Below are 26,639 nucleotides of genomic sequence, written 5' to 3' on the forward strand. Positions count from 1 at the left end.
GTTTTTAAAGTTGAAGAGCTAAACTACTATCAATCTCAGAAAAGTAAAATTAACCTTTATCTTTTTTTGCAATAAGTCGCACTCCACGCTTAAACGTAATATAGTGCCAGGTCCATTCGGCAAAAACACGAAAACGGTTTCGGAAACCGATGAGGAAGAAAATGTGAATGAGGCCCCATAGTAGCTAGGCGAAAAAGCCACTAAATTTAAAGCCCCTTATGTCAGCTACCGCTTTCGCCCGGCCAATGGTAGCCATGGTCCCTTTATCAACATACTGGAAGGGTTCTCGGGAAGAGGAATCTTTCTTGATCAAGTTCCCAAGATATTTTCCCTGCTGAAGGGCAACAGGTGCAAGTCCGGGCAAGGGATTTCCTTTGTTGTCTTTGACGTGGGCTGCATCTCCGGCTACAAAGATATTAGGTGAGCCTGCGATAGAAAGATCTGATTCAACAATTGCACGACCCATTCTATCCGTTTCCACCCCAATATTTTGAATAATTGGAGATGCCTTTACCCCGGCACCCCAGATAATATTCGGGGTTTTTATAAACCGCCCTTCAATTTCAACACCGTCTTCACGGATTTCTTTTACCGGGGAATTTAATAACACCTCAACCCCCATATCCTCAAGAGTTTTTAATCCTTTTTCGGGGAGTGGATTGTCAAAACCATTTAAAATACCATCAGCTGCTTCGGCTAAAAAAATCTTGGTTTCATCAGGTTTAATATTGCGGAAATCCTGCATCATACTTCGCTTGGCTATTTCGGCAATTGATCCGGCCATCTCCACACCGGTTGGGCCGCCTCCAATAACTACATAGGTCAGGAATGGTTTGCGCTTTTCAGGATCTATAATCTGTTCCGCCTTTTCAAGAGAAAGCAGAATGCGCTCCCTGATTTCGAGAGCATCTGAAAGAGATTTCAATCCGGGAGCGTGTTTCTTCCATTCGTTATTTCCGAAGTAATTGTACTCTGCGCCAGGGGCTAGTACCAGATAGTCAAAAGGAAGACTTGAGTTGTTGCTAAGGTGAATGCGATTTTTTTCTTTGTCAACTTTATCGACCTCACCGAGAATGACTTGCACATTCTTCTGTTTACTGAAAATTGCTCGTATGGGCGTTGCAATATCGCCGGGAGAAAGGGCCGCTGTAGCTACCTGATACAGCAAAGGTTGAAAAAGGTGGTGGTTGGTTCTATCAACTATAGTGACCTTAAAAGAAGTATTGGCTAGTTTTTTAGCAACGGAAATCCCGACAAACCCCCCGCCTACAATAATTACATTTTTACCCATAAGATGGAGAATTGAAAATGGCTACTCATTTATTTTTGATCTTGATTCTCTCTCAACACCCTCACCAGCATAATCATTTTCAGGAATCTCAATTTGTGATGAATTTTTTTCGTCTACATTTTTATCAATAGTAGATTTTAAGTGCCGTTCGATTTTTCCCTGCAGCGTTTCTACAAACTCCTGAAGGTTTTTCTTTCTTTTCCTTTTCCGGCCATTTACAAAACGTGTGTATAGAAAAGAGGTTAGCAAAAATATTCCGGAAAATATGGCAATGGGACCTGTGTCGCTTCCTGCCTGATCAAAAACGACGCCTGCAAACATCATGAAGCCTGCAAAACCTGCGAGAATTCCGGGGATGTAGAGCTTGTTTAGGGTCTTCAGGCTTTGGCTTACTTTTATCTTTGTATTCCCATCAACCTTTTGGAATACTACTTCTGGTGAATTTGATGAGGCAATTAGCTTGGAAGGCCCTACCGGCTTTGCTTTCCAAATGATTTTATCACGCCGTTGGGTAACGGTGCCCAGCGTATTGAAGTGATACTCGGCCTGACCTTTGAGCTCATTAAAAAGCTCTTTATCTACAGAACCTTTAGCAAAACCCACGATTTCTGTACTGTTGAAATCGTTATTATCGATGACTAAAGGTTCTTGAATCGGTATCCCTGAATGTTCCACATATGCTTCGTAAACGAAGCGGCGCGGGATTCCTATTTCGTCGGTAATTTCATACAGGGATTTAATCTCCTCATTCAGATCGGACTGTTTTTTTGAAGAGGTTTCTTCTCCGAATTTTTCAAGCAAAGATGCTTTTTGTACAATTTGGCGGATTTCGTCGTCGGAGAGTTTTCCCATGGGTAGACTTGGTTAGTTCATTTTAGCTTGAGCATCCATCACGATTTTCTCGATTTCATCTTTCGAGATAAACTCTTTATTGTTGCAGTACTGACAAACCATTTCTTGCCCTTCGCCATCCATTTCTTTCAAGTCTTCATAATTGAGCATTGATAGCGCATTCAGGAATCGTTTTCGGGAACAGCGGCAGAAAAAGTCTACAGGCTGACGGTTCAGTTCTTTAACCTGAAGCGGTGATACCGCTTTACCCATAATTTCATCAATGTATTGTCCGTCATTCAAGAGCTCATCAATAGGAGGAAAAGAACCAAGACGTTCCTGAAGCATATCAATTTGTCCGTCTGGGGCTCCCGGCATACGCTGGATGAGGAGTCCGCCAGCTTGTGTTACATTTCCTTCTTCGTCGATGCCTACATCAACCAAAATAGCGGAAGGAATTTGTTCGGACTGAGCAAGGTAGTGAGCAACGTCAGCATTTACATCACCCTTAACCAATTCGATGGTGCTTGTTTTGGGCTCAGCTTCATTATAGAGAACTTTTGAAAAGGTTAGAATTCCAAGTCCAATGCCGTCGCCAAGTTCGGTTTCAGGGTTGGAGTAATCCAGTTCCGCCGCAGGGTTCTGAACATATCCCCGGATTTCCCCCACAGAGTTAGCTTCGGCAATAATAAATCCAATCGGTCCATCCCCGTCCATACGAAGCTGAATACGTTCCTCCCCTTTCAGTTCGGAAGCAAGCAACATGGTGGCTGTAAGTGCTTTGCCAAGAACAACCGTATTTAATAGTGAAAGCTGGTGATTCTCTTTTGCTGTTTTAACAACTTCAGTCGTTTTGACAACAGAAATCTTGAAATGACCATCGGTTGTGATGCCTTTAAGCAGGCGGTCTTTAAAATTATATTCTTCAATGTTCATAGGAGGTAGAAGTACTGTTTAAAAAGTCTTTTAAGTGTATTTAACTTGCTCCAAAGATACGCAGAAAATTGCGTTTTATTTGAATGGATTGGCTAGATAAAGAGAAGAATAATAGCCGGATTATTGCTGTTTCTGCACAGAGATGAAACATTTTGTTAATACACGATATTAATATTGTAGTGGGCTACAAAATCCAAAGGAGCGAAACTGTATCAAAATTATCAAGTGGCGTGTATGTGTATTCGTTGATTATAGATGGGCAATTATCAGAGACTAAGAAAATGATGCTTATCAAATAGGAACTTTCATCCATCAAAAAAGGGCGCCCCTTACCGAAGCGCCCCTTTTCTCACTCACTCAAAATGTTAGTTAGAATCAGCTGTTAAAGCGTTTGTAGATTTCGCCAAGCCGTCCTGAAACACTGGCTGTTGAAGAATATTTATTCTTGATATTTCCAACAGTCTCAATTCTTTGTTCAGCTAATGAATTAGACGCTTTATGTGCAGGAATATTGTGTTCTTCCGAATAATCCAGGATATCAGTGATAGTAGTATAAATATTGCCTGCATTTTGCATTGCGCGCTCTTCGTTGTAGCCTTCCAGCTCACTGGCAATGTTAATAATTCCACCGGCATTGATTACATAATCAGGGGCGTATAAAATGCCTTTATCGAGCAGCATTTGTCCGTGACGGTCTTCCTCATCCAATACGTTATTTGCCCCACCGGCAATGATATCACAATTAAAATGGTCAATAGTATCATCGTTAATAACTCCACCTAAAGCGCATGGAGTATAAATATCTACATCGAGGCTATAGATGGCATCTGCATCAACCACTTCGCCACCAACTTCTTCGGCGAGGGCTTTGGCTTTGTCGCCGTAAATATCACAGATAAAAAGCTTGGCTCCTTCTTTAGCAGCGTGGCGTGCAAAATAAGAAGCGACATTCCCGGCACCTTGAAGAGCTATTCGTTTCCCTTCGAGTGAATCATTTCCATAGGCTTTTTTGGCACAAGCTTTCACACCCATATATACTCCATAAGCCGTTACTGGCGAAGGATTTCCACTTCCACCCAGTGCTTTTGGAATACCTGTTACGTACTTCGTTTCTGAATAAACCCATTCCATTTCGCGCTCAGTCATCCCAACATCTTCTGCAGTGATGTAACGGCCCCCAAGCCCATCAACAAAACGACCGAAAGACCGAAATAAAGCTTCTGTTTTTTCGGTATGAGGATCACCAATAATCACCGCTTTCCCTCCACCTAAATTCAATCCGGAAATAGCTGCTTTGTAGGTCATTCCGCGGGAGAGGCGAAGTACATCTTTAATTGCTGCTTCCTCAGATTCATAATTCCACATACGGGTTCCACCAAGGGCAGGACCCAGCGTAGTGTTATGAATGGCGATGATAGCCTTCAGTCCTACTTCAGGGTCTGAGCACATTACGATCTGCTCGTGCTCTTTATTTGCAAGTTCGTTGAACAAAGTAAAATTTGGGTTCTTTTCCTTCAATTTGTTTGAGTTTTTTGCAGGTGCGTCAATCATGGTAATACTTAAATTTTATCATTTGGCTCATTTTGTGGAACCGCTTCCAAAGTCGGGATTTATTTAACGGAACTCAACCCTAGATACTGTCAAACACATAAATACTTGTAATTATTTTTAAGCAAGTTGGGGCAAACTGAACGATATGATGGGATTGTGATATTTATGTAACAAAGATGCTGATTTTCTCCCTTTAAATAGTATTTTATATAGGTAATAAGAACGCTTTGCGTTGGCTGTGCCGGCTTGATCGCCGAACTGCCTTTATGAATAAAAATAAAGCACAAAACAATCATGTCATTCCGCTGGGTATACGCGCAGCCGGAGCAGGAAGAGTATATCTCCAAATTGGGAGAGACACTTGGAATTCCGGCCAAAATAGCCCGACTTCTGGCTATCCGCGGCATAAAAACATACGATGATGCAGAATACTTTTTCCGGCCAAAGATAGAAAACCTCCACGATCCCTTTTTAATGAGGGATATGGACAAAGGTGCAGAACGCTTAGCTCTGGCCATTCGCAAAAGTGAGAAAGTGCTCGTTTATGGCGATTACGACGTAGACGGGACTACAGCAACTTCCTGTGTCTATACTTTTCTAAAAGAATTTGGGGTTGATGCGGACTACTATATTCCTCATCGCTTTAAAGAAGGCTATGGTATCAATCCGGATGGGATTAAGTATGCCGAGGATATCAATGCAACACTGATTGTTTCCGTAGATTGCGGAATTACGGCGATCAAAGAAGCAAAAGTAGCCAAGGAAAAAGGTATTGATCTGATCGTCTGTGATCACCACACAGTAGGCGATGAAATCCCGGATGCTGTAGCTGTTTTGGATCCTAAAAGACTCGATTGCAACTACCCCTTTGATGGACTTTCAGGTGCGGGTGTTGGCTTCAAGCTGATTCAGGGAACCATCGAGAAGCTGGGCCTTCCTCAAACAATTTCCTATAAATTTCTGGATTTAGTAGCCATCTCAATTGCCTCCGATATTGTGCCCATCATTGATGAGAACAGGGTATTGATGAAGGCAGGTTTGCAGATGATTCAGCGAAGTCCCAGAGTTGGAATTAAAGCACTGCTTGAGCTGATCAAGGTTTCCAAAGAGGATGTGAACACATCCAAGATCGTATTTTCAATTGGCCCTCGTATAAATGCTGCGGGGCGTATGGGCGACGCCAGCACCGCAGTAAAGCTTATGATCTCGGAAACGCTGGGCGAGGCTAAATCCCACGCTTATGAGCTGGAATCCATCAACATGAAAAGGCGGGATACGGATTCCAAAACGATGAAAGAGGCGATGGAACAAATCGAGAAAGATTTTGATATGGATGAGACCTCGACCATCGTGCTGTACAGCGAGGACTGGCACCTTGGCGTGATTGGTATCGTAGCTTCTCGCTTGGTCGATTTATACCATCGCCCGGCTATTATGCTGAGTAATGTAGATGGAAAAATAAAAGGATCGGCCCGGAGCATTAAAGGTTTTAATATTTACGACGCCATAAAAAAATGCGGGGATTTGTTAGAGCAATTTGGCGGGCATGAATTTGCTGCGGGACTCACACTGGAAGAAGATAAGCTCTCAGAATTTCGCCGACGGATGAATGATCTAGCCTATACCGATCTTTCTGAAAATTCTTTTGAACCGGAACTCAATATCGATGCCAAACTGGATTTAGGGGAAGTGGATATGAAGTTCTGGAAACTTCTGAGTCAGTTTGAACCATTTGGTCCTGCAAACCTTCGCCCAATTTTTGTAAGTGAAGAGGTGAAGGTAGTAGGCGTTCCAACTATTGTCGGTAATGGGCACCTGAAGATGCGGGTGAAACAAGAAGGTTCAGGTATATTTGATACGATCGGCTTTAACATGCACGATTATTTGCCGGGCGTTCGGGGTGGAGACCCTTTTAAGATTGCCTATGTACTGGAAGAGAACAACTGGAATGGCCGCCGGACACTTCAACTTCGATTGAAAGACATTCAGATTTAGGATAAAGAGGGGCAAGGAGTTAGGTTTTAGGTGCTAGTATTTCTTTCTAACACCTAAAACCTTGCTCCTGACAACTTTCCTGAATTTAATATTGTATAAGGATTACAAACCCTTTATCTTTGCCGTCCTTGTTGAAAGGGACTGTAGCTCAGTCGGTAGAGCAACGGACTGAAAATCCGTGTGTCGGCGGTTCAAATCCGCCCGGTCCCACATCAAGTAAAGCCCATGTAGATCAAAGATTTGCATGGGCTTTTTTGGTTTGATGATATATTTTAGAATGAATAGACTATGAATAACTTAGTAGGCGGTTATTCAGTCCGCATGTAGCCTTTTCCCGCTTTATATCTATTCGATTTTACTATTATTTAGCTTTTCTTTCTTCTTTCGAATCATTTACGCTTTCCCTATAATCTTTTGTTAATAATCTCAATCTGATTTTAGATTAATATATTTAGATAAAAGAGATAAAATTATTTCGAGCCATGAGAAAATATATATACTTAATTCTAGTATTGAGTGCTTGTTCGACCTCATCCTTTGGCCAATCAAGTTTTTCTATAAATGATGCTTTACAAGCTCAAGGTGGTTTTACGATCTCAGGTGGAACTGGTAAAATTGGTTTACCAGTTCCGGCTTTTCAACATCTTACCACCGGAGACATTAATGGTGATAACTACGAGGATTTACTAACTGTAATTGACCCCTACGAAAACGAAAGAGGTTTTCCCGTTCCAGGGGGACTCATAATACTTTACGGCTCTGAGAAACTATCAGATCAAAGTAATATAGAACTTGCTGAAATAGATAGTCTTGATGTTACAATTATTAATGGACTCGAGGGTTACAGGACTAGAGATATTGCACTTGCAGATATAAATAATGATGGTCTTGATGACATTTTCATTGGGCAAAATTACTCTGAAATGGATATAAAAGATAATGATGAAGTGAGAATCATTTACGGGCAGAGTGAGATGCCAGATACCATTGAATTGTCTGTATTGTCCGAAGAAAAAGGGTTTAAGTTAATTGACAAAGAAAAAAACAGTGCACTTGGTTTTAGTTTGGAAAGGGGGGATCTGAACAATGATGATATCGATGATATAATAATTGGGGCTCCAATTGGAGGTGAAAAATTTGATGAAGGTGGACAGCAAATATTTTCCCCGGGAATTGTTTACGTATTATACGGCAGAAACAGTCAAAATATATTTCCGGCGGAAATTTCTCTAGATACTCTAAATATTTCACAAGGCTATAAAATAATTGGTCCACAAGCAGAGGGAAATATGGTTCCGATATTTGGTGGAGGTACGGGATACTCTTACTTCACTGGCTTTTCAGTAAGTAGTGGTGACCTTGACGGAGATAACCTTAATGATCTTATAATAGGGTCCAGATTCGCTGAGTATGAAGGCAAAACAGAAATCGGTTTAGTAACCATTATATATGGCTCCAATAATATTGATTCGGTTTATCAAATAAATAGCTCTTCTGATACGAAGATCACCAGAATTTATGGCATCAGTGAGTACGACTTACTGGGTACTTCGGTTGCAACGGGTGACGTCAACGGTGATGGACTTGCTGATCTAACCATGAGTGCAACTGGTGTAAGCTTCGTTGAACCTCAGGATGATGGAGAGGTCTATACCTTATTTGGTAAAGAGGGAGGATATGGGGAAATATTCGATTTAACCACGTTAAATGGAACAAATGGCGTAACGATTAAGGTTGCCAGAGCAGAGGATAACTTAGGAGCTAAGGTTTTAAACAAGGATCTTAATAACGACGGATATGCCGAAATAATCGCGTCAGCACCAGTTGCTGATGGAGAAAAAGTTAAGATGGGGTATTTGTATCTATTGATCGGTAAAGAAGAGTATGATCCTACTATCGATTTATTCTATTTAAGCGAGGAAGATGGAATCGCTATACATGGACCAGGCAGAGGTAGCAGATTTTCATTGGATTATGAGTTTGCGGATATTAATGGGGATGGATTGTTGGATCTTATGGGGTTTTATCAATCAGATGTAAGTAACCTGGTTTTAATTTTTGGCACTGATGATTTGGTAACTTCACTGAACCAGGTTCAGAATTATCCCACTCAGATTCAGTTAAACCAAAACTACCCCAACCCTTTTAACCCATCCACACAGATTCAGTATACCTTGCCCGAGGCTTCGCGGGTGCGGATTCAGGTAAACAATACGCTGGGTCAGCGGGTGGCACTACTGGTGGATGGGCAGCAGAGTGCAGGCACCTATACGGTTAATTTCGATGCACCCAATCTGTCGAGCGGAATGTATTTCTACAGCATCGAAGCGGGGGACTTCACCCAGACCAGAAAGATGCTATTGATTAAATGATGACTTCTGGCCAAAATCTGCATAATGAAACTGAACGTGAAAAATCATAATAGTTTAAAATTAATCATAGAAAGATTTGTCATTAATACCTGATTTTGTTGGCCTAAGAGCCAACCAAATTATTTGTCTATGACCATTCAGGAATACGTTGAAGAGTTAAATAGGCACTATAAATCGGGGTACTCATGGGGGCACAGTTACAGAGGAGACTGACAAACCCTTTTAGAATCTATTCTCCCTGATATTTTAGTAACCAATGAGCCGAAGCGTTCAGATGTTGGAGCGCCCGATTACATTCTCACTAAAGGGAATATTCCCGTTGGTTATGTAGAGGCTAAAGATATTGCCGACCCCGACCTGAGTGGAAAGAAAAAGAATAAGGAGCAATTCAACCGTTATAAAGACGGGCTCCCTAATCTTATATTTACGGATCATCTCGATTTTCACCTTTCCGAGAGGGATAGTTTATCATCTCTATTCGCATTGCCGAAGTAGTAGGTGGAGAGATCAAAGCTACCAAGCAACAAGACCCTATCATTCACTTTTATGAAATGTTCTTGGCTGAATATGACCCTTCACTAAGAAAGAGCCGTGGAGTACGGTACACCCCCGAACCTGTGGTAAACTTTATAGTAAGAGCCGTAGATGATATCCTAAAAGATGGCTTAGCCGACAATTCAAAAACTACGGTGAAGGTTAATACTGATGTTCCTGATAAACGCTCTGCAACAGGCTATAAGAAAGAACAGGGAGAGGTTCCAAGGTTCAGATATTAGACCCTGCCACAGGAACCTTTTTAGCTAAGGTTATAAAGCAGATTCATTCCCGAAAGGTCCAGCTTCAAAAAACGAAGTCATCAATTCATGGTGCTTAAAACAGTCCGGTACTAATAACTGATAATTGCATAAAGCATTTGGGACAAGGATATAGTTATCGAATGAGGGGAACTGTCTGGGGAGAAATACTAAAGTTTACTTCATAGTGTGCTTTTATTTGAAGCAACTCCGACCAATATACGGTAGAGGAGCCTGGCTGACCAAATCTATTTTGTTTTGGCAGTTCATTGGTTCCTATTCGGTAAGTAATAATAGGTAATAGTTAATCAATGTAGTTTTATATGCCTTCAATGAGGAGAAGAATGGGGGTGAGTCGAAAAAGAAAAATCTAAAATAGCAGACTTAATGCGTATTCAACTGCGTCACGAAGCAAGAGCTTCGTGACGAGTATGAAATGTGATACTTAGTATCCGGCAGCCTGCCCATCAACCCGGGATTCGGAGGCTCCAAAGTACACGCCTTTTTCATGGTCGCGCATAATAGCCTGGAAGCGTCCGAAGAAGCTGTCTCCAATCTGAACGTTATGTCCCATTTGCCTTAAGGCTTGCACAACACTAAAATCTACGCCGGACTCAATACTCACTTGTCCCGTAGTTGTAAGATTGTCTGAGAGGTTATCTGTTGGCTGAGTGGAGCCGGAATGTTCCCACCGAAAAGCATCTCCGGCTTGCTGAACGTTCATCCCAAAGTCGATGATGTTGGTAAGAATACTGACATGACCGATCGGCTGATATCCACCCCCCATATTACCAAAGGCCATAATCGGCTTGCCGTCTTTCATAACAAATCCGGGAATAATGGTGTGAAAAGGTCTTTTTCCGGGCGCATATACATTTGGGTGATCAGGGTCAGTGGAAAATAATTCTCCGCGATTTTGAAAACTGAATCCCGTGCCCGGAACCACAAACCCGGTACCCATTCCTCGAAAATTACTTTGAATGAGTGAAACCATATTGCCTTCTTCATCTGCGGTTGTAAGATAAATGGTGTCACCATCTTCAATTACATCTACCCCGGTGGTGATGTCATTAAGTGCCCGGTCACCGATGAGTTTTCGACGCTCGGCTGCATATTCTTTGGATAACAGTTTATCATAAGGAACCTCATGAAAATCGGGATCGGCATAGTGTTTGGCGCGGTCTTCGAAAGCAAGCTTTTTGGCCTCAATCATTAGATGCAGGGTTTCGGCTGACCCAAATCCGGTTTCCGATAGGTCAAATCCTTCCAGAATATTTAATATCTGTAAGACGGCTGTGCCCTGTACGTTGCCGCCCACCTGGTACACATCATAACCCCGATAATTTACGGTTTGCGGTTCTATCCAATCTGAATGGTGGTTGTCGAAATCTTCGTAGCGGAGATAGCCATCGTTTTCTTTCATCCATGTATCAATTTTCTGCGCTATTTCTCCTCTGTAGAATGCATCCCGTCCCTGATCTGTAAGCAAGCGGAAGGTATTGCCGAGGTCAGGATTACGGAAGACTTCACCCTTTTCAGGCCCTTCCCCATCAATGGAAAAAGTCTCTTCAAAAGCTCCGGGCTGGTTCTTCAGAAAGGGAACGCTTCGTCGCCAGGAAGCAGAGATCGCTTCGCTAACCGGAAACCCGTTTTCAGCATAATAAATAGGTTCAGATAAAATCATATCCATATCAACAGAACCAAAACGTTCGTGCATTTCGAACCAGCCATCCACAGCTCCGGGTACGGATACAGAAAGAAGGTCGTAGGCAGGAATATCATCTTCGCCTTTAGCGTCCAGAATCTCCATCAGTCGATCATAAGACAAACCTTGTGGGGAGCGACCGCTGGCGTTGAGGGCATAGAGTTTCCCGCTTTCGGCATGCCAAATAATAGCAAAGAGATCACCGCCGATTCCATTTCCGGTGGGTTCCATCAAGCCCATGGCGGCATTAGCTCCGATGGCAGCATCAATGGCATTGCCTCCGTTCCGAAGGATATTCAGACCAACCTGAGTGGCCAAAGGCTGACTGGTGGCTACCATGCCTCGCTGGGCAATAACCTCAGAGCGCGTTGAGATTAAATTCCCGGCTTCCCGGTCAATTTGGGCAGAAGCAGTTTGGGAGATAAGAAGTAACCCAAAGAGGAAGAGAGTAGAAGAGTAGAAAAAAGATTTCATGTAACAGCTGATTAATTTAAATACGTAGGATTATACAACCCAGAAGTGCCTTTTACAAAAGGGGAGGAAAGAAAGCCCCGGATATTTTAGTGGGAAGCTGGAGCTTCTCCGGTGGCGTCACGAAGTCAGAGCTTCGTGACGAGCTGTGTTTAGAGTAGTCACGAGCTGAAAAGGCGTAATCAAAGTGGGGCATTAATGTGGAGAGATAAGGAAGGAAGTGATATTTAAAATATTAAAATAAGACCTGACACAATGTGTCATATTCAGTCCTTATCTTTTAAGGTGATTTCGGGAAAAATTGAGAGGTAGCTTAAACTGTAAATCACATTTACTCTCCCATCAAATCTTAAAATCAAAATTCATATAACAATGAGTAATCAAATACGTGTTTTTGTTGACATGGATAATGTGTTAGTCAACTTCCAGTCGGGTATTGATCAGTTATCAGAAGACGAGAAAAAGTCTTACGGTGATGACCTTGATAACGTGCCGGGCATTTTTTCTACTATGAAGCCTTTACCTGGAGCCATTGAAGCTTACCATTGGTTGGCTGAAAACTTCGATACTTATATACTGTCAACCGCCCCTTGGGATAACCCTACTTCCTGGATCGATAAGCGATTATGGGTAGAAGAATATATTGGGGATAAGGCTTACAAAAGGCTGATCCTGAGTCATCACAAAAACCTTGTGAATGGAGATTATATAATTGATGATCGTACCGCAAGAGGAGTTGATAAGTTTGAGGGCACCCATATCCATTTTGCACAGGAAGGGTTTGAAAACTGGGAGAAAGTGCTGGATTACTTCAAACAAGTAAAGGCTGAATTGTAAGTCTGCCAACTAATAGCAGATTTTTTACTGGTAGCTCCAGCTTCCAGTAAAAAAAGATGCCATATTCAAACATTCCTCTCCAGAAAGTGCGTATTGCCTTCCACTCGGTATAAGGTATTTGCTTTAGTAATGTACTTCTGCCCGAATCGATTTTTGATCTCGTCCATTGCTTTGACCCGGGCGGTTTTATCCTCATCATCCTGAAAGAAGACATTAAGCTGGTTCGTTTTGTCAATCTCATAAGTCCCCAGCATCAGGTTACGAATCTCGATGTCATGACTGCATATTTCTTTCAGCCCTGGTTCAATTTTTTCCATGAGGCTTTGGTATACGTAGTCATCGATATTGGTATGGGCAGATGTTACAAACCGAAATCCAATCCCGGGCTTATCCTGCTCATTAAAACCGATCACTCCGGAAAATGAATTAGCCCGAATACCATAGGCTCTCATTCGGTAGCATACTTGTTGAACGGCAATGGCGTACTCTCCTTTTACCCGTTCTAAATCAGTTGATCCTTCCGAGAAAGTGTGTCCATAGCTCACACCACCTTTTGGCTCGTAGTTCTCAGAGATTTCTTCCATCACCCGTCCCTGATCTTTGCCGGTAATGGTTTGGAACAGCATCTTACCAAAGTTGGCCCCGAACAGCCGTATAAAAGTTTTTTGGTTACCCCGTTCAGCTACATCTCCGATGGATTTATAGCCTTCAGCAAGTATGTGCTCATGCCTGCGCCTGCCAACTCCCCATACTTCATTGACGTCGAGGGGCCAGATCTCAGAGCGCTCCTCGTCTTCCGTAAGAATAAGACTTCGTCCTTTGGGCTTGTCCAAACTGCTGGCAAGTTTCGCATAGGTCTTGGATCGGGCAATTCCGATAGCTCCCACTAAGCAGGTGGCCTGATAAATACGTTTTTGGAGCCGCTGAGCAAAACTATTGATTTGTTGGCGAGTACGACCTTTAAGAAAATCGATTTCCATGAAATACTCATCCATAGAATACCGCTCCACGACGGGAGCAAATTCCTTAAATATAAAATGAACCTGCTTTGATATGGCGGTGTATGCGTCATAGTCTACCTGGAGCATACACACATGCGGGCAAAGCTGATAGGCTTCAAAGGCACTCATGCCGGTTTTGATACCCAGCTTCCGGGCCTCATAACTGGCTGTAGCCACAATCCCTTTTACCTGACCATTTTCCTTTCTCCATCCCCCGATAATTAGCGGCAACCCGTACATTTTTCTTCGAAGCTGTTCTACCTGAGCGTAGAAGCATGCGAAGTCAAAGTGCAGGTACAAGCGGTCTTTTTGGGAGCGATGCTGATGCTCAGGGTATACGGTGTTATATAGGGTTATTCGGTGGACATCATGTTCGGGCTGATAAGGGTGCGGCTTTTTATTTGGCATTTTCTCTCCATATATATTGATATGTACAAAATATGTGTATAGTTTAAAATGACCAAACAGAATTACTGGTCATGAACAAATTTCCGCTTATAGATATGTTGGCAATTTTTACCCGGTACGGAGGAGTCCGCTACCCGGACTGGCGTTTGTCCTATCGCAGGGATGTTGCCCAGGTTCGGTCTTGCCACAGTAAAGTTCAGGGCGGGGTGATGAAGTCGTTTTACACAGTGGAAACAAAGACGGGGGATATCTTGGACCTCATGTTTAATGAAGAAGAGTTGCTCTGGAGTTTAGTGCCAGCGCCCGGTTATGAAGGAAAAGCCATAGACCGCGTACTCGTTTATGTACAGCGCCATAAGCACCTGCCTTCACGAGCACATCGCATGGTGCCTTATCGTTTTGAGCTGCTCCCGGAAGAGGTAGCTAAAAAGCAGTATGATGGTACGGAGCGACCCCTCATTCAGCGAATGCAGCCTTATAGATTTCAATCCGGAAAAATTAACTCCGCACAGGTGATGGATATTCCTACCCGGCATATGGAAAACGTGATGGTTACCAAGGAACTTAACTATGTAGTAAAAACCGATGAAAATCGATTCTTTCATCTGGTATATATTCTGGATCAACTAGACTGGAGGCTGATGCAGGAGGTAGATGAGGAGTTCTTTTTTGTTTGAGGGATGGCTTTGCCTATCACATTAACTGCCTCAAGATTTTGGTGGGTGTTAACCTATTTGCTTAACCTCGTTGCTAAGCTCTGGCTTAGCAACGCAGTCCCGGAGGCTCCAGCTTCCTAGGTAGCATGACGAAGCAGGAGCTTCTTGTCGCGTACGTTCCTCTTCACAAAAATCGGTTTTGAAATGTATCCTAAAACACCAGTCTAAACTCAATGAAATGCCTTTGCCTGATATCCTGTTGTAGTTTTTGACTAATTCAAATAAATCAAAAGAGACAGAATATGAGTACAGCAACAGAAGAAGTCGCAGAAGCAAAATTAACCGAGGGAAATGATGTGAAGGAAATCCTGGCATCCGGAGAAAATGTAGGACTTAGAGTTTGGAGAGATGAAGAGCCGGGAGCCGACAAAGAAATGCACAGCCATTCTTATGAAACAGTTGGTTACGTGCTTAAGGGTAAGGCAGAATTACACGTAAACGATAAAGTGATCGAGCTGACAGAAGGTAATTCCTATTTAGTACCTAAAGAAGCAGAGCACACGTATAAAATTTTAGAAACATTCTCAGCTGTAGAGGCGACTTCACCGCCGGCGCATCTACAGTAATGACATATGAGATTTAGTTCTTTAAGGCTCGATGATTTTTCATCGGGCTTTTCTTTTTGAAGGCAATTAAGGAGCAATCCAACGCTCTTTCCAAGATCCATTGGACGACAGCTCTCTGAAAGATCGCAAGTGCCGATGACCATCAAGCTGAAGAAATTCCATACTGTGCGACTCAATATGGATCACGCAAAAATGTTCAGAGTCCTCAAGATTCCACTCGTAGGCCTCATCAGGCTTTTGGATAACTTCTCCCGGACTCTTAACTGAAGTGTAGGAATGAGTTCCTTTAGAGCCGGATTCTGTCCAGTGGTTAAGGTTCCCTTCGCCATCAGATAAAACCTTAGCGCTACCTTTGACAGTGACCTGAAGTTTTTGGTCGTGATCATAAAAAAGAAGGCTCACAGAATTGTTATCTATGAGATCTTCAACTTTACCGGATCGGGCATCTGTGTAGATAGTAAAGCGATTATGTTGGCTGAACTTCCTAAGAACCACCATTCGCTGAGACGGTTGATCTTTTGCATCAACAGTGGCAAGGCTTAGATATCGAAAAGCATGTCCGGGATTTTTTGAGGCGGCATTCAGTTCACTTAACACCTTTCCCCAGGCCTCTTCAATCGTCATTTCATGGTTTATGATTGGCATATTATTGTCCTATTGATGAAGCTTCAAAATAGATAAGGTCTTCGCCTTGAAATTTGTAGTGAATGTTGATGGGGTTACAGCAGACTTCACAGTCTTCGATGTATTCCTGTTCTGGATAAAATTGCTCTAAAATCATATTGATCTGAGCTCCACAGTAGGGACACATAAAAGTATGTTCAAACTCGCCTGTCATGATTTATGAGATTTATAAGAAAAGCCGAGCTTGAAGGCTCGGCTTAACTAATTTTTGAAAAGGTAACTACGGAGTGATTATTAATTTCCCTCGGGTGTGAAGGGATTGAACCTTCTGCAGGGCGTCTCCGGTTTCATAAAGAGTGAATGTTTCTGTGACGGGTAAAGAAATTTTACCACTGTCTGCTAATACAGCAATGTGCTCGAGCTGTTCTGCATTAGGCTCTACAAATACATATTTAAAGTCAATATCATCACTGATGTCAGGTTTGCTGTTTGTGATAGAAACTACTTTTCCACCTTCTTTCAGCACACCAGTTTCCATGACTTGTGCAAAAGAATCTCCACGGGAACAATGGAAAATCACATCTACTCCATCTGAGTGAATTTCTTTCACGGCCTCACCGACATGTGTATCCTGATAATCAATGGTGTGGTCAGCACCAAGTTCTTTCATGTATTCGTGATTGGCTTCACTTGCAACACCAATAACATTTGCACCAACTGATTTTGCCAGCTGAATAGCTAAGGTGCCAACTCCACCCGAAGCTCCTAACACGAGTAAAGTTTGATTTTCTTTCAACTCCCCAAAATCAAAAATTGACTGATAAGCTGTTAACCCAACTAATGGGATTCCGCCCGCTTCTTCCATAGAAATATTAGAAGGTCGTTCAGCGAGATAAGATTCGGGCAGACTGATATACTCAGCAAAAGTCCCGTGCTGAATTTTAGGTCGGCGTGCATAAGCATATACTTCATCTCCGGCGCTAAAGCGACTTGCCGAGTGACCGGTTTCTTCAACCACACCTGCAACATCCCATCCGGGAATTAAGGGGAATTCTCCGGGGATAGCATCTTTGAGGTGACCGCCCACAATTGCAGCATCTACCGGATTTACACCTGCTGCTTTAACTCGAACTAGTACTTCGCCCTCGCCGGCCTCAGGTTTATTCTGTTCTCCAGTTTTAATCTTGTCAAAATCTCCATACTGCTCTAAATAAGCAGCGTTCATTGTATTGCTCATAAATATGTGTTGATGAATGTCTTTTTCTATTTGATATCAAAACAAGTGAACAAAACAGTGCATTCCGCTAAATGCTATTTAAGTGAAAAAGTCTCGATAACCTTCCAGGACTCACCATTATGTTTTAAAACAGAAAGAGTATTTGCTTTAAAAGAGCCTTTAAACTCTCGATTTTCGAACTCCTCCCAGGCTTTGTAAAAATTGGATTTGGTGAGATCTTTGAAGGCGAGTGTTACATGAGGGTGATAAGGCCGTTCCGCATAATTGTAGTTGAAGAGTTCAGAATGAGATCGAGCCAGTGCTTCCAGTTTTTCTTGCACTTCCATGAGTTGCGGGCTTTGTTCTACATCAATAAAAACAACCCGGGGTGGGAAGGTAGAGAAGTTATTAAGGTGCACTTCAACCGGTTCAAATTTCTGAATAAAAGCTTCCAGCAGAGAACTTAATTGATTGGTGTCTTCATCTTCCAGCCGAAAAGGACTGAGTAGGGTGATATGTGGAGGAGCATTCAGCGAGTGGGAGCTTTTGAACTTCTCTTTTACCTCCAGCTTCAACTCCTGTATTTCATCCTTAAGCGGACTGGGAGGAATTAAAGCTATAAAGTACAGTTGGTTCATGAGTTATAGTAGTTAGATATGAGATGTAAGATTTTAGACTCGAGATAATCTTACATCTTATGTCTTATATCTAGAGTCTAAAATCTATTATATCTCAAGATTGTTTAGTCTTTCTTTGATCTCCTCATTACCCAAATTCCCAATACTGCCTTCATGGGTATGATTAAGTTCAGTCGGTGGCTCAAAACTTCCATCTTCGATTTGCTGGGCTACCTGTAGATAAGCATCCCGAAACGGGACGCCTTCTTTCACCAATTCATTCACAGCTTCTACGGAGAAGATGAGTTTGTATTTTGGATCGTCTAAAATTTTGTCATTTACGCCCATTTGTCCGGCGGCATATTCGGTGATAAATAGGCAGCTTTTCAATTCTTCAATAGCTGGAAACAATAACTCTTTCAAAATCTGGAAATCCCTATGGTAGCCGGAAGTCAGATTAGTGGTGGCCATCATAATTTGGTTGGGAAGTGTTTTTAGTGCATTGGTTTTGGCACGAATCAGCTCAAAAACATCCGGGTTCTTTTTGTGGGGCATGATACTGGAACCGGTGGTGAGTTCATCGGGCAACTTCAGGAATTTGAAGTTTTGGCTGTTGTAGAGACAAACATCGGCGGCCAATTTGTTGAGAGTCCCGGCAAGTCCGGCCATGGCAAAAGAAAGCGTTTGTTCTGTTTTACCACGTCCCATTTGGGCATATACTGTATTCACATTCAGGCCTTCAAACCCGAGAAGTTCTGCAGTCATGGTTCTGTTCAAAGGAAAGGAAGACCCATAGCCGGCAGCCGATCCCAGCGGATTTCGGTTGATGATGTGATAGGTAGATTCCAGCAAAACCAAATCATCAACTAAGCTTTCAGCATAAGCTCCAAACCACATCCCAAAACTAGACGGCATGGCAGCCTGAGTGTGTGTGTATCCCGGAAGTAGTATTTCCTTCGTGGCTTCACTTTGATCAATCAGCGTATTAAAAAGCTTCTTAGAAAGCTGTGCTATTTCTTTGATCTGATCTCGCAGGTATAATCGGATATCAACTAACACCTGATCATTTCGGGAGCGACCGGAATGGACTTTTTTACCGACATCTCCCAGCTTTTGGATCAGCATAAGTTCGATTTGGGAATGAACATCTTCAACGCCATCTTCAATTTCGAAATCGCCGGGCTCAATGACTTCTGCCAAAATCCGGTTCAATTCCTTAGTCAGGATTTCGAGCTCATCACTCTCCAACAATCCCACCGATTCCAGCATCGTGATATGCGCTATGGTTCCCTGTACATCATATTTAGCCAGTTCCAGATCAAGCTCACGGTCTTTCCCTACAGTAAATTGCTCGATGAATGCATCGGTTTTAATTCCCTTTTCCCAAAGTTTCTTGTTGCTCATAATTATTAATTTTTAATTTACCATGAAAGCTTTAAAGCACGAAAGAGTTAGAACACGGGTGACGTGGATTCTGCAGATCATCACAGATATAAATTAAATTAGCGACTATCCGTAAAATCAATGTTATCCGCGTTCCAAGTTCAAACCATCCAAAAGCTCAATATAGATTTTGATGCCATTGCGAATTTCATCCAGATAGATAAACTCATCTGCCGTGTGGGAGCGGTGAGTATTTCCCGGCCCAATTTTTACGCTGTTGAAATCCATATGAACCTGATCTGACATGGTCTTTGATCCATAAGTTTTAATTCCGAGAGTCTGTGCTTTTTTCACAAATGGATGGTCAAGGTCTACACCGGAAGCGTTGAGATTAGTGGATCTCGGGTTTACGTCGCAATCCACATGCTCTCGTATAATATCCACCACTTCCTGATTCGTATAAAATTCATTTGGGCGCACATCAACCACAAACCGGCATTCATCCGGAACCACGTTATGCTGACTTCCAGATTCAATCATGGTTACCGTCATATTGATAGAGCCGAGCACTTCAGAATCCTGATCAAACTCAAAGGTCTTAAACCACTCGATATCTTTCATTGCTTTGTAGAACGCATTTTCGCCCTCGTTTCTGGCGGCGTGGCCGCTTTTTCCATGAGATATGCAATCAAGCACAATCAGCCCACGCTCAGCAATGGCTAAATCCATAGAAGTCGGCTCACCAACGACTGCAAAATCTATATCAAGCAATTCCGGAAGAACAATAGGAACCCCTTTCTTCCCTGAAGTTTCCTCTTCCGCGGAAGCAAGAAAAATGAGGTTGTAGGGTTGTTCTTTTTTGGACAGATAAACAAAAGTAGCTAACAGGCTAACCAAAGGGCCCCCGGCATCATTACTTCCTAAGCCAAAAAGCTTTCCATCTTCTATGGTTGGAGTGAACGGTTCTTTCGTCCACTTTGATGAAGCCTTAACGGTATCATGATGCGAGTTTAGCATGATGGTCGGTTTTTTAGGATCGATCTCCCCTGACCAGCCCCAAATGTTATTGCCTTTTCGCTGAGCTTCAAAACCAAATTCGGTTAATACAGCAGCAATCAGGTCTCCGGTTTTATCTTCATCGCCACTGTAGGACTGAATAGAAATCAGTTTTTTTAGCAGCTCAATGGCCTGTTCTGTAAGTTGTTCAATTTCACTCATTGTTTCCTTAACTAGTTATAGTTCAAACATTGATGTTCAAACTACGATACTAATGTTGTTCCTGATTTAGGTTTATATACTTCTTTAAAGCTCCTTACGCTGACTTTCTTCACCCCGTTGGTAAGGGCTGCGAATCCGAGGTCAAGTTTTGGGATCATTCCTTCTGTGACAATTCCGGTGCCTTTCAAGTGCCGGTACAAAAGCAGATTCAGTTCGGTTATTAGTTTGTCTTCATTCATGACGCCGGATTGCTCAAAACAAAACATAAGCTCTGTTTCAAAGTCTTCTGATAAAGCTGATGCTATCTTTGAGGCAATGGTATCGGCATTGGTGTTCAACATGTGTCCACTTCCATCGTGCGTGAGAGGTGCCAGGACAGGGATCACATCTCCGTTCAAGAATTCAGAAATCCATTGGGTATTTACTTTTTCAACATCGCCAACCCAGCCAAAATCGATGGGTTCAGGATTGCGTTTTTTGGCTGGAATGATGTTGAGGTCGGCTCCTGAAAGTCCGACCGCATTTGCTCCCAAAGCCTGAAGCTTGGCGACAATTTTTTTATTGACCAGTCCGCCATAAACCATGGTGATAACCTCCAGTGTTTCGGCATCAGTGACTCGGCGGCCCTCTATCATATTTGGTTTGATGCCAAGTCGTTCTCCCATTTTTGAAGCAATTGAACCCCCACCGTGAACCAAGACTTTTGGTCCTTTGATAGAAACCAATGATGCTAAAAAGGCATCCAGATTTTGATCATCATCAATTACCTTTCCACCAACTTTTATGACCTTCACTGACTTCATTTCAACCCCTCTAAGATATGTTGAAGAACCACCTGCATGGAATAAATTCGGTTGGTTGCTTCAGGAATAACCAGGCTGTTTTCACTGTCTATGACTGCATCCTCTACAATCACATTACGGCGAACCGGAAGGCAGTGCATAAATTTAGCATTATTGGTCAGTCCCATTTTCTTTTTTGAGACCATCCATTCCGGATCGGTAGAAAGTATTTTACCATAGCTGGAATAGCTGCTCCAGTTTTTGGCATATACAAAATCAGCACCTTCAAAGGCTTTGTTCTGATCGTAATCGACCTTGGCATTTCCAACAGCTTCATCTACTAGTTCATAACCTTCGGGGTGAGTAATAGTGAGGTCAAAGTCCGCCGCCTGCATCCATCTGGAAAACGAATTGGCTACCGCCTGTGGTAATGCCCGAGGATGGGGAGCCCAGGTTAACACCACTTTTGGCTTATCAACGCTTTTATGCTCTTCTATGGTGATAAGGTCGGCAAGCGCTTGCAGTGGGTGACCGGTTCCGGATTCCATGTTTATAACCGGCGCGGGACAGTATGTTTTAAAAGCCTCCATCACCTGTTCGCTATAATCTTCTTCCCTATCTTCAAGTTTTGCAAAAGCACGAATAGCAACAACATCAAAATATGATCCTATGACTGCAGCAGCTTCTTTTATGTGTTCTGCCTTGTTGGAATCCATGACGACACCATCCGCAAACTCTAGCTGCCAGCCCTGACTTCCAACGTCCAAGACCGCCGTATTCAACCCAAGATTAAAAGCAGCTTTCTGAGAACTCAGCCGCGTTCTCAGGCTTGGATTCAAAAAGATGAGGCACATAGATTTATTCTGACCAAGGTCTTTATAAACGTGTGGATTTTTCTTGATCTCCAGCGCAACTTTAACCAGCTTTGGTAAATCACGGACGTCTTTTATAGATAAAAATGATTTCATTAGTATGTGGGGTTAAAAATTAAAAGTCTCGTCATCGCGAGGAGCCTGGTTTTATGAAAAGAGTTGAATGTAATCGACGTGGCGATCTCCCTAATTAACTTGGGATTTGGGTTCCGGCAGATTGCGTCGTCGTTTAAGTTTTCGAGCTTACATTGGGTCGTTGAGGCTCCTCGCAAAGACAAGCCTCTGTTTAGTAGAAATTTCATTTAATAACCTCTTTGAGGGCTTGAATTAATTGATCGCATTCCTCTTTACCAATTCCCAAGGGAGGGAGTAACCGCAATACGTTTTTGTTTGAAGAAGAACCGGTAAAAATGTGGTGCTTATAGAGCACTTCTTTTCTCCATTCAACAACGGGTTCTTCAAATTCAGCGCCAATCATCAGGCCAAATCCACGAACTTCCTTAACCTTTGGAAGTTTAGCGAGCTCTTCTTTCAGGTAACCGCCGAGCTTATCTGCATTCTTCATAAGCCCTTCTTGCTCCAGCACTTCCAACACTGCCAAGGATGCGGCACAAGCCAGGTGGTTTCCGCCAAAAGTGGTTCCCAGCATCCCAATAGAAGCCTCAAATTTTGGATGAATTAACACTCCGCCTACAGGAAATCCATTACCCATTCCTTTAGCCATCGAGATGATGTCGGGTTCAATATCAAAATGTTGATGAGCGAAAAACTTACCCGTTCGCCCAAAGCCGGATTGCACTTCGTCCAGAATCAGAACGGTTCCGGTATCGTCACAAAGGGTTCGCAGATGTTTAAAGAACTCGGCACTTGGACTTTCAATGCCCCCAACTCCTTGTATGCCTTCAATAATTACAGAGCTGATATCTTCTTGTTTGAGCGCCTTTTCAACACCCTCAAAATCATTGAATGCGAAGCGCAGGACTTCAGTGCCTTCATTCACCGGAAATACAATATTCGGATTGTCGGTAACAGCCACAGCCAGTGAAGTTCGCCCATGGAAAGCTCCTTTAAACGCCAGTATTTTCTTTCGTACATTATAAGCTGAAGCCACTTTCAAGGCATTTTCGTTAGCCTCGGCTCCGGAATTGCATAAGAATAAATTCCAGTCGCCATAGCCGGAAATCTGCCCTAATTTTTTGGCAAGTTCCTGCTGAATACCGATTGGGACAGAGTTTGAATAAAAGCCGATATCATTTAGCTGGGCATTTATCCGATCCACATAGTGGGGGTGAGAATGACCGATAGATATCACCGCATGACCGCCATAGAAATCGAGATACTTTTGGCCTTCTGCATCATACACATAATGACCTTTGGCCTTAACGGGCTCCACATCAAAAAGGGGGTAAACCTGGAATAAATTCATGTTATTGGGTGATGGTGTTAATTTTTTCGAAGGAGGCAAGGAGTCCTTTTATTACTGCAGAGCTGAGTCCTTGGTGCTCCATTTCATTGAGACCTGCAATGGTGCAGCCTTGCGGTGTGGTTACTTTGTCAATTTCTGTTTCGGGGTGATTTTCGCCTTCAATCAAAAGTGATGCGGCTCCACGTGCAGTTTGCATCGCAATTTTTTGGGCTTCATCGGCATGAAATCCAAGTTGAATTCCGCCCTGAGTAGCTGCTCTGATATATCGAAGGAAGAAGGCAATTCCGCTGGCTGCTAAAACGGTGGCGGCTTTCATGAGGTTTTCATCAATGATCATAGCTTCACCCAGAGCTTCGAACAGCTTCTTAACTTCTTTAAGCTGTTGATCAGAAACATTCTTTGCACAAAGGCAGGTCATCGACTCCTGTATAGCCGTAGCCGTATTTGGCATGGCCCGAATTACAGGCATTGTTTGTTCAAGGTGTTCTTCAATAGCCGCAATCTCAACGCCGGTTATAGTTGAAATCAAGACATGCTTTTCAGGGTCTAAGACTGAATTAATTTCTTCCAAAACAGCAGGCAGTTGTTTGGGTTGAACGCAGAGGAAAATGTATTCAGAGTTCTGGACGGCATCTTTGTTATCGGAAGTTATTTTAAACTTTTGAGATTTGAGATGGTCCAGCTTCTCCAGGTGCCGACGCGTCAAATACATGTTCTTTGGTTTAGCCAATTTCGCTCCGCTAATTCCCTTCGCTATGGCAATGCCTAAATTTCCTGCCCCAATAATTGCGATGTCATGTTTCTTAGCCATAATTAAAATGCTGTGGATTTAAAATTGAGTCCGGAAGTTTCATCCAGTCCAAATAGCAGATTCATATTTTGGACAGCCTGTCCGGATGCCCCTTTCAGCAAGTTGTCAATCACTCCGGTGATCAAAATCTGTCCATTCTCTTTTTGAATATGAACCTGAGCTTTATTGGTTCCAACCACACGTTTTATATCCGGTGAAGAATCGGATACCGTGACAAAAGGATGATCCTTGTAATAATTTTGATACAACTCCTGAATTTCTTTAGCAGACTTATTCAGCTCCAAATAGCAAGCGGCAAGAATTCCACGGGTGAATGCTCCACGCATGGGAATGAAGTGAATGGACTGATCAAAATCCGACTGTAATTGCTTTAGGCTCTGACTAATCTCCCCCAAATGCTGATGCGTAAATGCTTTGTAAATGGAGGCGTTGTTACTTCTCCAGCTAAAGTGGGTGGTAGAAGTTGGGTTCTGTCCCGCGCCCGTACTTCCGGTGATGGCTGTAACATGTACTGAAGTATTCAATAAGCCTGCTTTTGCCAGTGGAAATAAACTGAGTTGAATACAAGTGGCAAAACAGCCCGGATTTGCAATATGATTGGCAGCTTTAATTTCATCGCGATGTAGTTCAGGCAAGCCATACACAAAATCATGTTCGCCTTTTATGCGATAATCGGAGCTGAGGGCTATAATTTTTGCCTGCTTTGGAATGATGTCTCCTTCCACTACCGCTTTCGATTTTCCATGACCTGAGCAGAGTAAAACAACATCAACATCTTGTGATAACGTTGAATCAAATTTGAGTTCCGTCTCTCCTTCTAAGTCAGGGTGAGCTTGGTACAAAAACTCTCCGCCATGACTTCTGCTCACCACGCTAGTTATTTCAACTTCAGGATGATGAAGTAAAATTCTGATGAGCTCACCTGCTGTGTATCCGGCTCCGCCTATGATGCCTGCTTTAATCATTGTTCTGTACTTTTTGTTGAATAAGCATGGAGTTCGACAAAATTTTGGTAAATCCTTTCACATCATCTCCACTCCAGGCGTTATTCATTTCACCATATTGACCCGCTTTGGAGCCCATTAAATCATTTTCAGATTCAACGCCTTCCAGTTCGAAGTGCTTGTTATCAAGTTTGACGAACACCTTTCCAGAGACAGTTTTTTGGGTGTCTTCCAAAAAGGTCTCGATGTTGCGCATCACCGGATCAAGGTATTGGCCTTCGTGCATCAGCATTCCATACCATTCGGCCAGCTGATCTTTCCAATATAACTGCCACTTACCGAGCGTGTGTTTTTCCAAAAGCTGGTGTGCTTTAATGATGATCATCGGAGCTGCCGCCTCAAATCCTACACGACCTTTAATCCCAATGATGGTATCGCCGACGTGGATGTCTCGACCTACACCAAAAGGAGAAGCTATTTCATTCAGTTTCTTAATTAATTCTACCGTCGTTAATCGTTCGTCGTTAATCGTTACTGGTTCACCATTTTCAAAACCGATTTGAACTAATAACGAATCACGATCAACGACCTTTGTTGGCCAGGCATCTTCGGGTAGTCCTTTATGGGAAGTCAGCGTTTCAGCTCCACCAACTGAAGTTCCCCAAAGTCCCTTATTGATCGAGTACTTTGCTTTTGCCCATTCCTGATCAATGCCATTTTCTTTCAAATACTCAACTTCTTCTTCACGGCTCAATTTTTGATCACGAATCGGAGTAATAATTTCCAGATCGGGAGCAATCACATTGAAGACTAAATCAAAACGAACCTGGTCATTTCCAGCTCCGGTACTTCCATGGGCAATCGCATCAGCACCGATTTCTTTTGCATACTCGGCAATAGCTACGGCTTGGAAAACTCGTTCCGCACTTACTGATAGTGGATAAGTATGATTTTTGAGCACGTTTCCGAAGATCAGGTACTTGATGCCTTTTTCGTAGAAGGTGTCTTCTACATCCAGCATAGTGTGATTTTCTATCCCTAGTTTTTTGGCTTTTTCTGCTAATGCTTTCTCTTCAGCTGCATCAAAACCACCGGTATTTACGGCCGCGGTATGGACATCGAAGCCTTGATCTTTTGCCAGCCAAATGGCGCAATAACTGGTGTCGAGTCCACCGCTGAATGCGAGTAATACTTTTTTCTTTTTGCTCATGATATCATTTAGATTCTTTTAAAGGTCATCCCGGATTTGATTCGGGATCTGGATTCCTGCCT

Annotated in this window: 22 protein-coding genes, 1 tRNA gene and 2 pseudogenes; 7 read left to right on the forward strand and 18 right to left on the reverse strand. The window is 42.8% G+C overall.

From position 1 onward, the window contains the following. Nucleotides 1–49 precede the first annotated feature (49 nt). The 4 genes and pseudogenes from CL667_11425 to CL667_11440 form a co-directional block, all read right to left on the reverse strand. Nucleotides 50–1,291: pseudogene (locus CL667_11425) on the reverse strand (FAD-dependent oxidoreductase). Nucleotides 1,292–1,312: 21 nt separating this feature from the next. Next, nucleotides 1,313–2,143, reverse strand: coding sequence for a hypothetical protein (locus CL667_11430; protein ID MAL18313.1), 831 nt, complete (start codon nt 2,141–2,143; stop codon nt 1,313–1,315). A gap of 12 nt (nt 2,144–2,155) precedes the next feature. After that, nucleotides 2,156–3,058, reverse strand: a complete 903-nt coding sequence (locus tag CL667_11435) for an Hsp33 family molecular chaperone HslO (GenBank protein MAL18314.1) — start codon at nt 3,056–3,058, stop codon at nt 2,156–2,158. A gap of 375 nt (nt 3,059–3,433) precedes the next feature. Then, on the reverse strand, nt 3,434–4,609 hold the full coding sequence (locus tag CL667_11440) for a leucine dehydrogenase (GenBank protein ID MAL18315.1): 1,176 nt from the start codon (nt 4,607–4,609) through the stop codon (nt 3,434–3,436). Between the two features lie 294 nt (nt 4,610–4,903). Between CL667_11440 and recJ the strand changes: the two genes are divergently transcribed. The 4 genes and pseudogenes from recJ to CL667_11460 all read left to right on the forward strand — a co-directional run bounded on the left by recJ (nt 4,904) and on the right by CL667_11460 (nt 9,805). Further along, the gene (gene recJ / locus CL667_11445; protein ID MAL18316.1) at nt 4,904–6,604 is read left to right on the forward strand and encodes a single-stranded-DNA-specific exonuclease RecJ; all 1,701 of its coding nucleotides are present in this window, start codon (nt 4,904–4,906) and stop codon (nt 6,602–6,604) included. Between the two features lie 137 nt (nt 6,605–6,741). After that, nucleotides 6,742–6,814 (forward strand) — tRNA-Phe (locus tag CL667_11450). 272 nt (nt 6,815–7,086) lie between these two features. Then, a complete protein-coding gene (locus tag CL667_11455) occupies nt 7,087–8,976 on the forward strand; it encodes a hypothetical protein (GenBank protein ID MAL18317.1) in 1,890 nt (629 codons plus the stop codon). 129 nt (nt 8,977–9,105) lie between these two features. Then, nucleotides 9,106–9,805: pseudogene (locus tag CL667_11460) on the forward strand (hypothetical protein). A gap of 410 nt (nt 9,806–10,215) precedes the next feature. On the opposite strand, the gene ggt reads toward CL667_11460, so the two are convergent. Then, entirely contained in the window at nt 10,216–11,949 is a 1,734-nt protein-coding gene (gene ggt / locus CL667_11465; GenBank protein ID MAL18318.1) for a gamma-glutamyltransferase, read from the reverse strand. 399 nt (nt 11,950–12,348) lie between these two features. Between ggt and CL667_11470 the strand changes: the two genes are divergently transcribed. Next, entirely contained in the window at nt 12,349–12,783 is a 435-nt protein-coding gene (locus CL667_11470) for a hypothetical protein (GenBank protein MAL18319.1), read from the forward strand. 65 nt (nt 12,784–12,848) lie between these two features. On the opposite strand, the gene CL667_11475 is transcribed toward CL667_11470, so the two are convergent. Next, on the reverse strand, nt 12,849–14,192 hold the full coding sequence (locus CL667_11475) for a hypothetical protein (GenBank protein ID MAL18320.1): 1,344 nt from the start codon (nt 14,190–14,192) through the stop codon (nt 12,849–12,851). Nucleotides 14,193–14,263: 71 nt separating this feature from the next. Between CL667_11475 and CL667_11480 the strand changes: the two genes are divergently transcribed. Beyond that, nucleotides 14,264–14,869 carry a hypothetical protein gene (locus CL667_11480; protein MAL18321.1) on the forward strand — a complete coding sequence of 202 codons (606 nt, stop codon included), beginning with the start codon at nt 14,264–14,266 and terminating at the stop codon, nt 14,867–14,869. A gap of 281 nt (nt 14,870–15,150) precedes the next feature. Next, nucleotides 15,151–15,474 (forward strand): cupin, encoded by a 324-nt coding sequence (locus CL667_11485; GenBank protein MAL18322.1) that lies wholly within the window; start codon nt 15,151–15,153, stop codon nt 15,472–15,474. A 66-nt stretch (nt 15,475–15,540) separates the two neighbouring features. Here CL667_11485 and CL667_11490 read toward each other — a convergent pair whose 3' ends face one another. The 12 genes from CL667_11490 to argG all read right to left on the reverse strand — a co-directional run bounded on the left by CL667_11490 (nt 15,541) and on the right by argG (nt 26,577). Further along, nucleotides 15,541–16,119: a hypothetical protein gene (locus CL667_11490; GenBank protein ID MAL18323.1), complete on the reverse strand. Its 579-nt coding sequence runs from the start codon at nt 16,117–16,119 to the stop codon at nt 15,541–15,543. A 1-nt stretch (nt 16,120) separates the two neighbouring features. Beyond that, nucleotides 16,121–16,312, reverse strand: a complete 192-nt coding sequence (locus CL667_11495; protein ID MAL18324.1) for a CPXCG motif-containing cysteine-rich protein — start codon at nt 16,310–16,312, stop codon at nt 16,121–16,123. A gap of 66 nt (nt 16,313–16,378) precedes the next feature. Then, nucleotides 16,379–17,335, reverse strand: a complete 957-nt coding sequence (locus CL667_11500) for a zinc-binding oxidoreductase (protein ID MAL18325.1) — start codon at nt 17,333–17,335, stop codon at nt 16,379–16,381. Nucleotides 17,336–17,409: 74 nt separating this feature from the next. Continuing rightward, nucleotides 17,410–17,952 (reverse strand): 2'-5' RNA ligase, encoded by a 543-nt coding sequence (locus tag CL667_11505; protein MAL18326.1) that lies wholly within the window; start codon nt 17,950–17,952, stop codon nt 17,410–17,412. An 87-nt stretch (nt 17,953–18,039) separates the two neighbouring features. After that, a complete protein-coding gene (gene argH, locus CL667_11510) occupies nt 18,040–19,335 on the reverse strand; it encodes an argininosuccinate lyase (protein ID MAL18327.1) in 1,296 nt (431 codons plus the stop codon). 123 nt (nt 19,336–19,458) lie between these two features. Further along, the gene (locus tag CL667_11515; protein ID MAL18328.1) at nt 19,459–20,532 is read right to left on the reverse strand and encodes an acetylornithine deacetylase; all 1,074 of its coding nucleotides are present in this window, start codon (nt 20,530–20,532) and stop codon (nt 19,459–19,461) included. Nucleotides 20,533–20,573: 41 nt separating this feature from the next. Continuing rightward, complete coding sequence (argB, locus tag CL667_11520; GenBank protein MAL18329.1) at nt 20,574–21,335, reverse strand: acetylglutamate kinase; 762 nt, start codon at nt 21,333–21,335, stop codon at nt 20,574–20,576. Next, the gene (locus CL667_11525) at nt 21,332–22,282 is read right to left on the reverse strand and encodes an acetylornithine carbamoyltransferase (protein MAL18330.1); all 951 of its coding nucleotides are present in this window, start codon (nt 22,280–22,282) and stop codon (nt 21,332–21,334) included. Before CL667_11525 ends, argB begins: the two co-directional genes overlap by 4 nt. A gap of 202 nt (nt 22,283–22,484) precedes the next feature. Further along, nucleotides 22,485–23,612, reverse strand: a complete 1,128-nt coding sequence (locus CL667_11530) for an aspartate aminotransferase family protein (GenBank protein MAL18331.1) — start codon at nt 23,610–23,612, stop codon at nt 22,485–22,487. A 1-nt stretch (nt 23,613) separates the two neighbouring features. After that, a complete protein-coding gene (gene proC, locus CL667_11535; GenBank protein ID MAL18332.1) occupies nt 23,614–24,423 on the reverse strand; it encodes a pyrroline-5-carboxylate reductase in 810 nt (269 codons plus the stop codon). A 2-nt stretch (nt 24,424–24,425) separates the two neighbouring features. Continuing rightward, on the reverse strand, nt 24,426–25,388 hold the full coding sequence (locus CL667_11540) for an N-acetyl-gamma-glutamyl-phosphate reductase (protein MAL18333.1): 963 nt from the start codon (nt 25,386–25,388) through the stop codon (nt 24,426–24,428). Next, nucleotides 25,381–26,577 carry an argininosuccinate synthase gene (gene argG, locus CL667_11545; protein ID MAL18334.1) on the reverse strand — a complete coding sequence of 399 codons (1,197 nt, stop codon included), beginning with the start codon at nt 26,575–26,577 and terminating at the stop codon, nt 25,381–25,383. The genes CL667_11540 and argG overlap by 8 nt, the downstream gene beginning before the upstream one ends. Nucleotides 26,578–26,639 lie beyond the last annotated feature (62 nt).

This window comes from Balneola sp. (genome assembly GCA_002694685.1).
Taxonomy (GTDB): Bacteria; Bacteroidota; Rhodothermia; order Balneolales; family Balneolaceae; genus Gracilimonas.

Excerpts from the sequence above, each read along its gene's own strand:
- argH (MAL18327.1), bottom strand. The coding sequence starts at position 19,335 with ATGAGCAACAAGAAACTTTGGGAAAAGGGAATTAAAACCGATGCATTC.
- CL667_11455 (MAL18317.1), top strand. The coding sequence starts at position 7,087 with ATGAGAAAATATATATACTTAATTCTAGTATTGAGTGCTTGTTCGACC.
- CL667_11495 (MAL18324.1), bottom strand. The coding sequence starts at position 16,312 with ATGACAGGCGAGTTTGAACATACTTTTATGTGTCCCTACTGTGGAGCT.
- CL667_11480 (MAL18321.1), top strand. The coding sequence starts at position 14,264 with ATGAACAAATTTCCGCTTATAGATATGTTGGCAATTTTTACCCGGTAC.
- CL667_11525 (MAL18330.1), bottom strand. The coding sequence starts at position 22,282 with ATGAAATCATTTTTATCTATAAAAGACGTCCGTGATTTACCAAAGCTG.
- CL667_11435 (MAL18314.1), bottom strand. The coding sequence starts at position 3,058 with ATGAACATTGAAGAATATAATTTTAAAGACCGCCTGCTTAAAGGCATC.
- CL667_11530 (MAL18331.1), bottom strand. The coding sequence starts at position 23,612 with ATGAATTTATTCCAGGTTTACCCCCTTTTTGATGTGGAGCCCGTTAAG.
- ggt (MAL18318.1), bottom strand. The coding sequence starts at position 11,949 with ATGAAATCTTTTTTCTACTCTTCTACTCTCTTCCTCTTTGGGTTACTT.
- CL667_11540 (MAL18333.1), bottom strand. The coding sequence starts at position 25,388 with ATGATTAAAGCAGGCATCATAGGCGGAGCCGGATACACAGCAGGTGAG.
- proC (MAL18332.1), bottom strand. The coding sequence starts at position 24,423 with ATGGCTAAGAAACATGACATCGCAATTATTGGGGCAGGAAATTTAGGC.
- CL667_11505 (MAL18326.1), bottom strand. The coding sequence starts at position 17,952 with ATGAACCAACTGTACTTTATAGCTTTAATTCCTCCCAGTCCGCTTAAG.
- CL667_11500 (MAL18325.1), bottom strand. The coding sequence starts at position 17,335 with ATGAGCAATACAATGAACGCTGCTTATTTAGAGCAGTATGGAGATTTT.
- argG (MAL18334.1), bottom strand. The coding sequence starts at position 26,577 with ATGAGCAAAAAGAAAAAAGTATTACTCGCATTCAGCGGTGGACTCGAC.
- CL667_11475 (MAL18320.1), bottom strand. The coding sequence starts at position 14,192 with ATGCCAAATAAAAAGCCGCACCCTTATCAGCCCGAACATGATGTCCAC.
- CL667_11485 (MAL18322.1), top strand. The coding sequence starts at position 15,151 with ATGAGTACAGCAACAGAAGAAGTCGCAGAAGCAAAATTAACCGAGGGA.
- argB (MAL18329.1), bottom strand. The coding sequence starts at position 21,335 with ATGAAGTCAGTGAAGGTCATAAAAGTTGGTGGAAAGGTAATTGATGAT.
- recJ (MAL18316.1), top strand. The coding sequence starts at position 4,904 with ATGTCATTCCGCTGGGTATACGCGCAGCCGGAGCAGGAAGAGTATATC.
- CL667_11430 (MAL18313.1), bottom strand. The coding sequence starts at position 2,143 with ATGGGAAAACTCTCCGACGACGAAATCCGCCAAATTGTACAAAAAGCA.
- CL667_11470 (MAL18319.1), top strand. The coding sequence starts at position 12,349 with ATGGATAATGTGTTAGTCAACTTCCAGTCGGGTATTGATCAGTTATCA.
- CL667_11515 (MAL18328.1), bottom strand. The coding sequence starts at position 20,532 with ATGAGTGAAATTGAACAACTTACAGAACAGGCCATTGAGCTGCTAAAA.
- CL667_11440 (MAL18315.1), bottom strand. The coding sequence starts at position 4,609 with ATGATTGACGCACCTGCAAAAAACTCAAACAAATTGAAGGAAAAGAAC.
- CL667_11490 (MAL18323.1), bottom strand. The coding sequence starts at position 16,119 with ATGCCAATCATAAACCATGAAATGACGATTGAAGAGGCCTGGGGAAAG.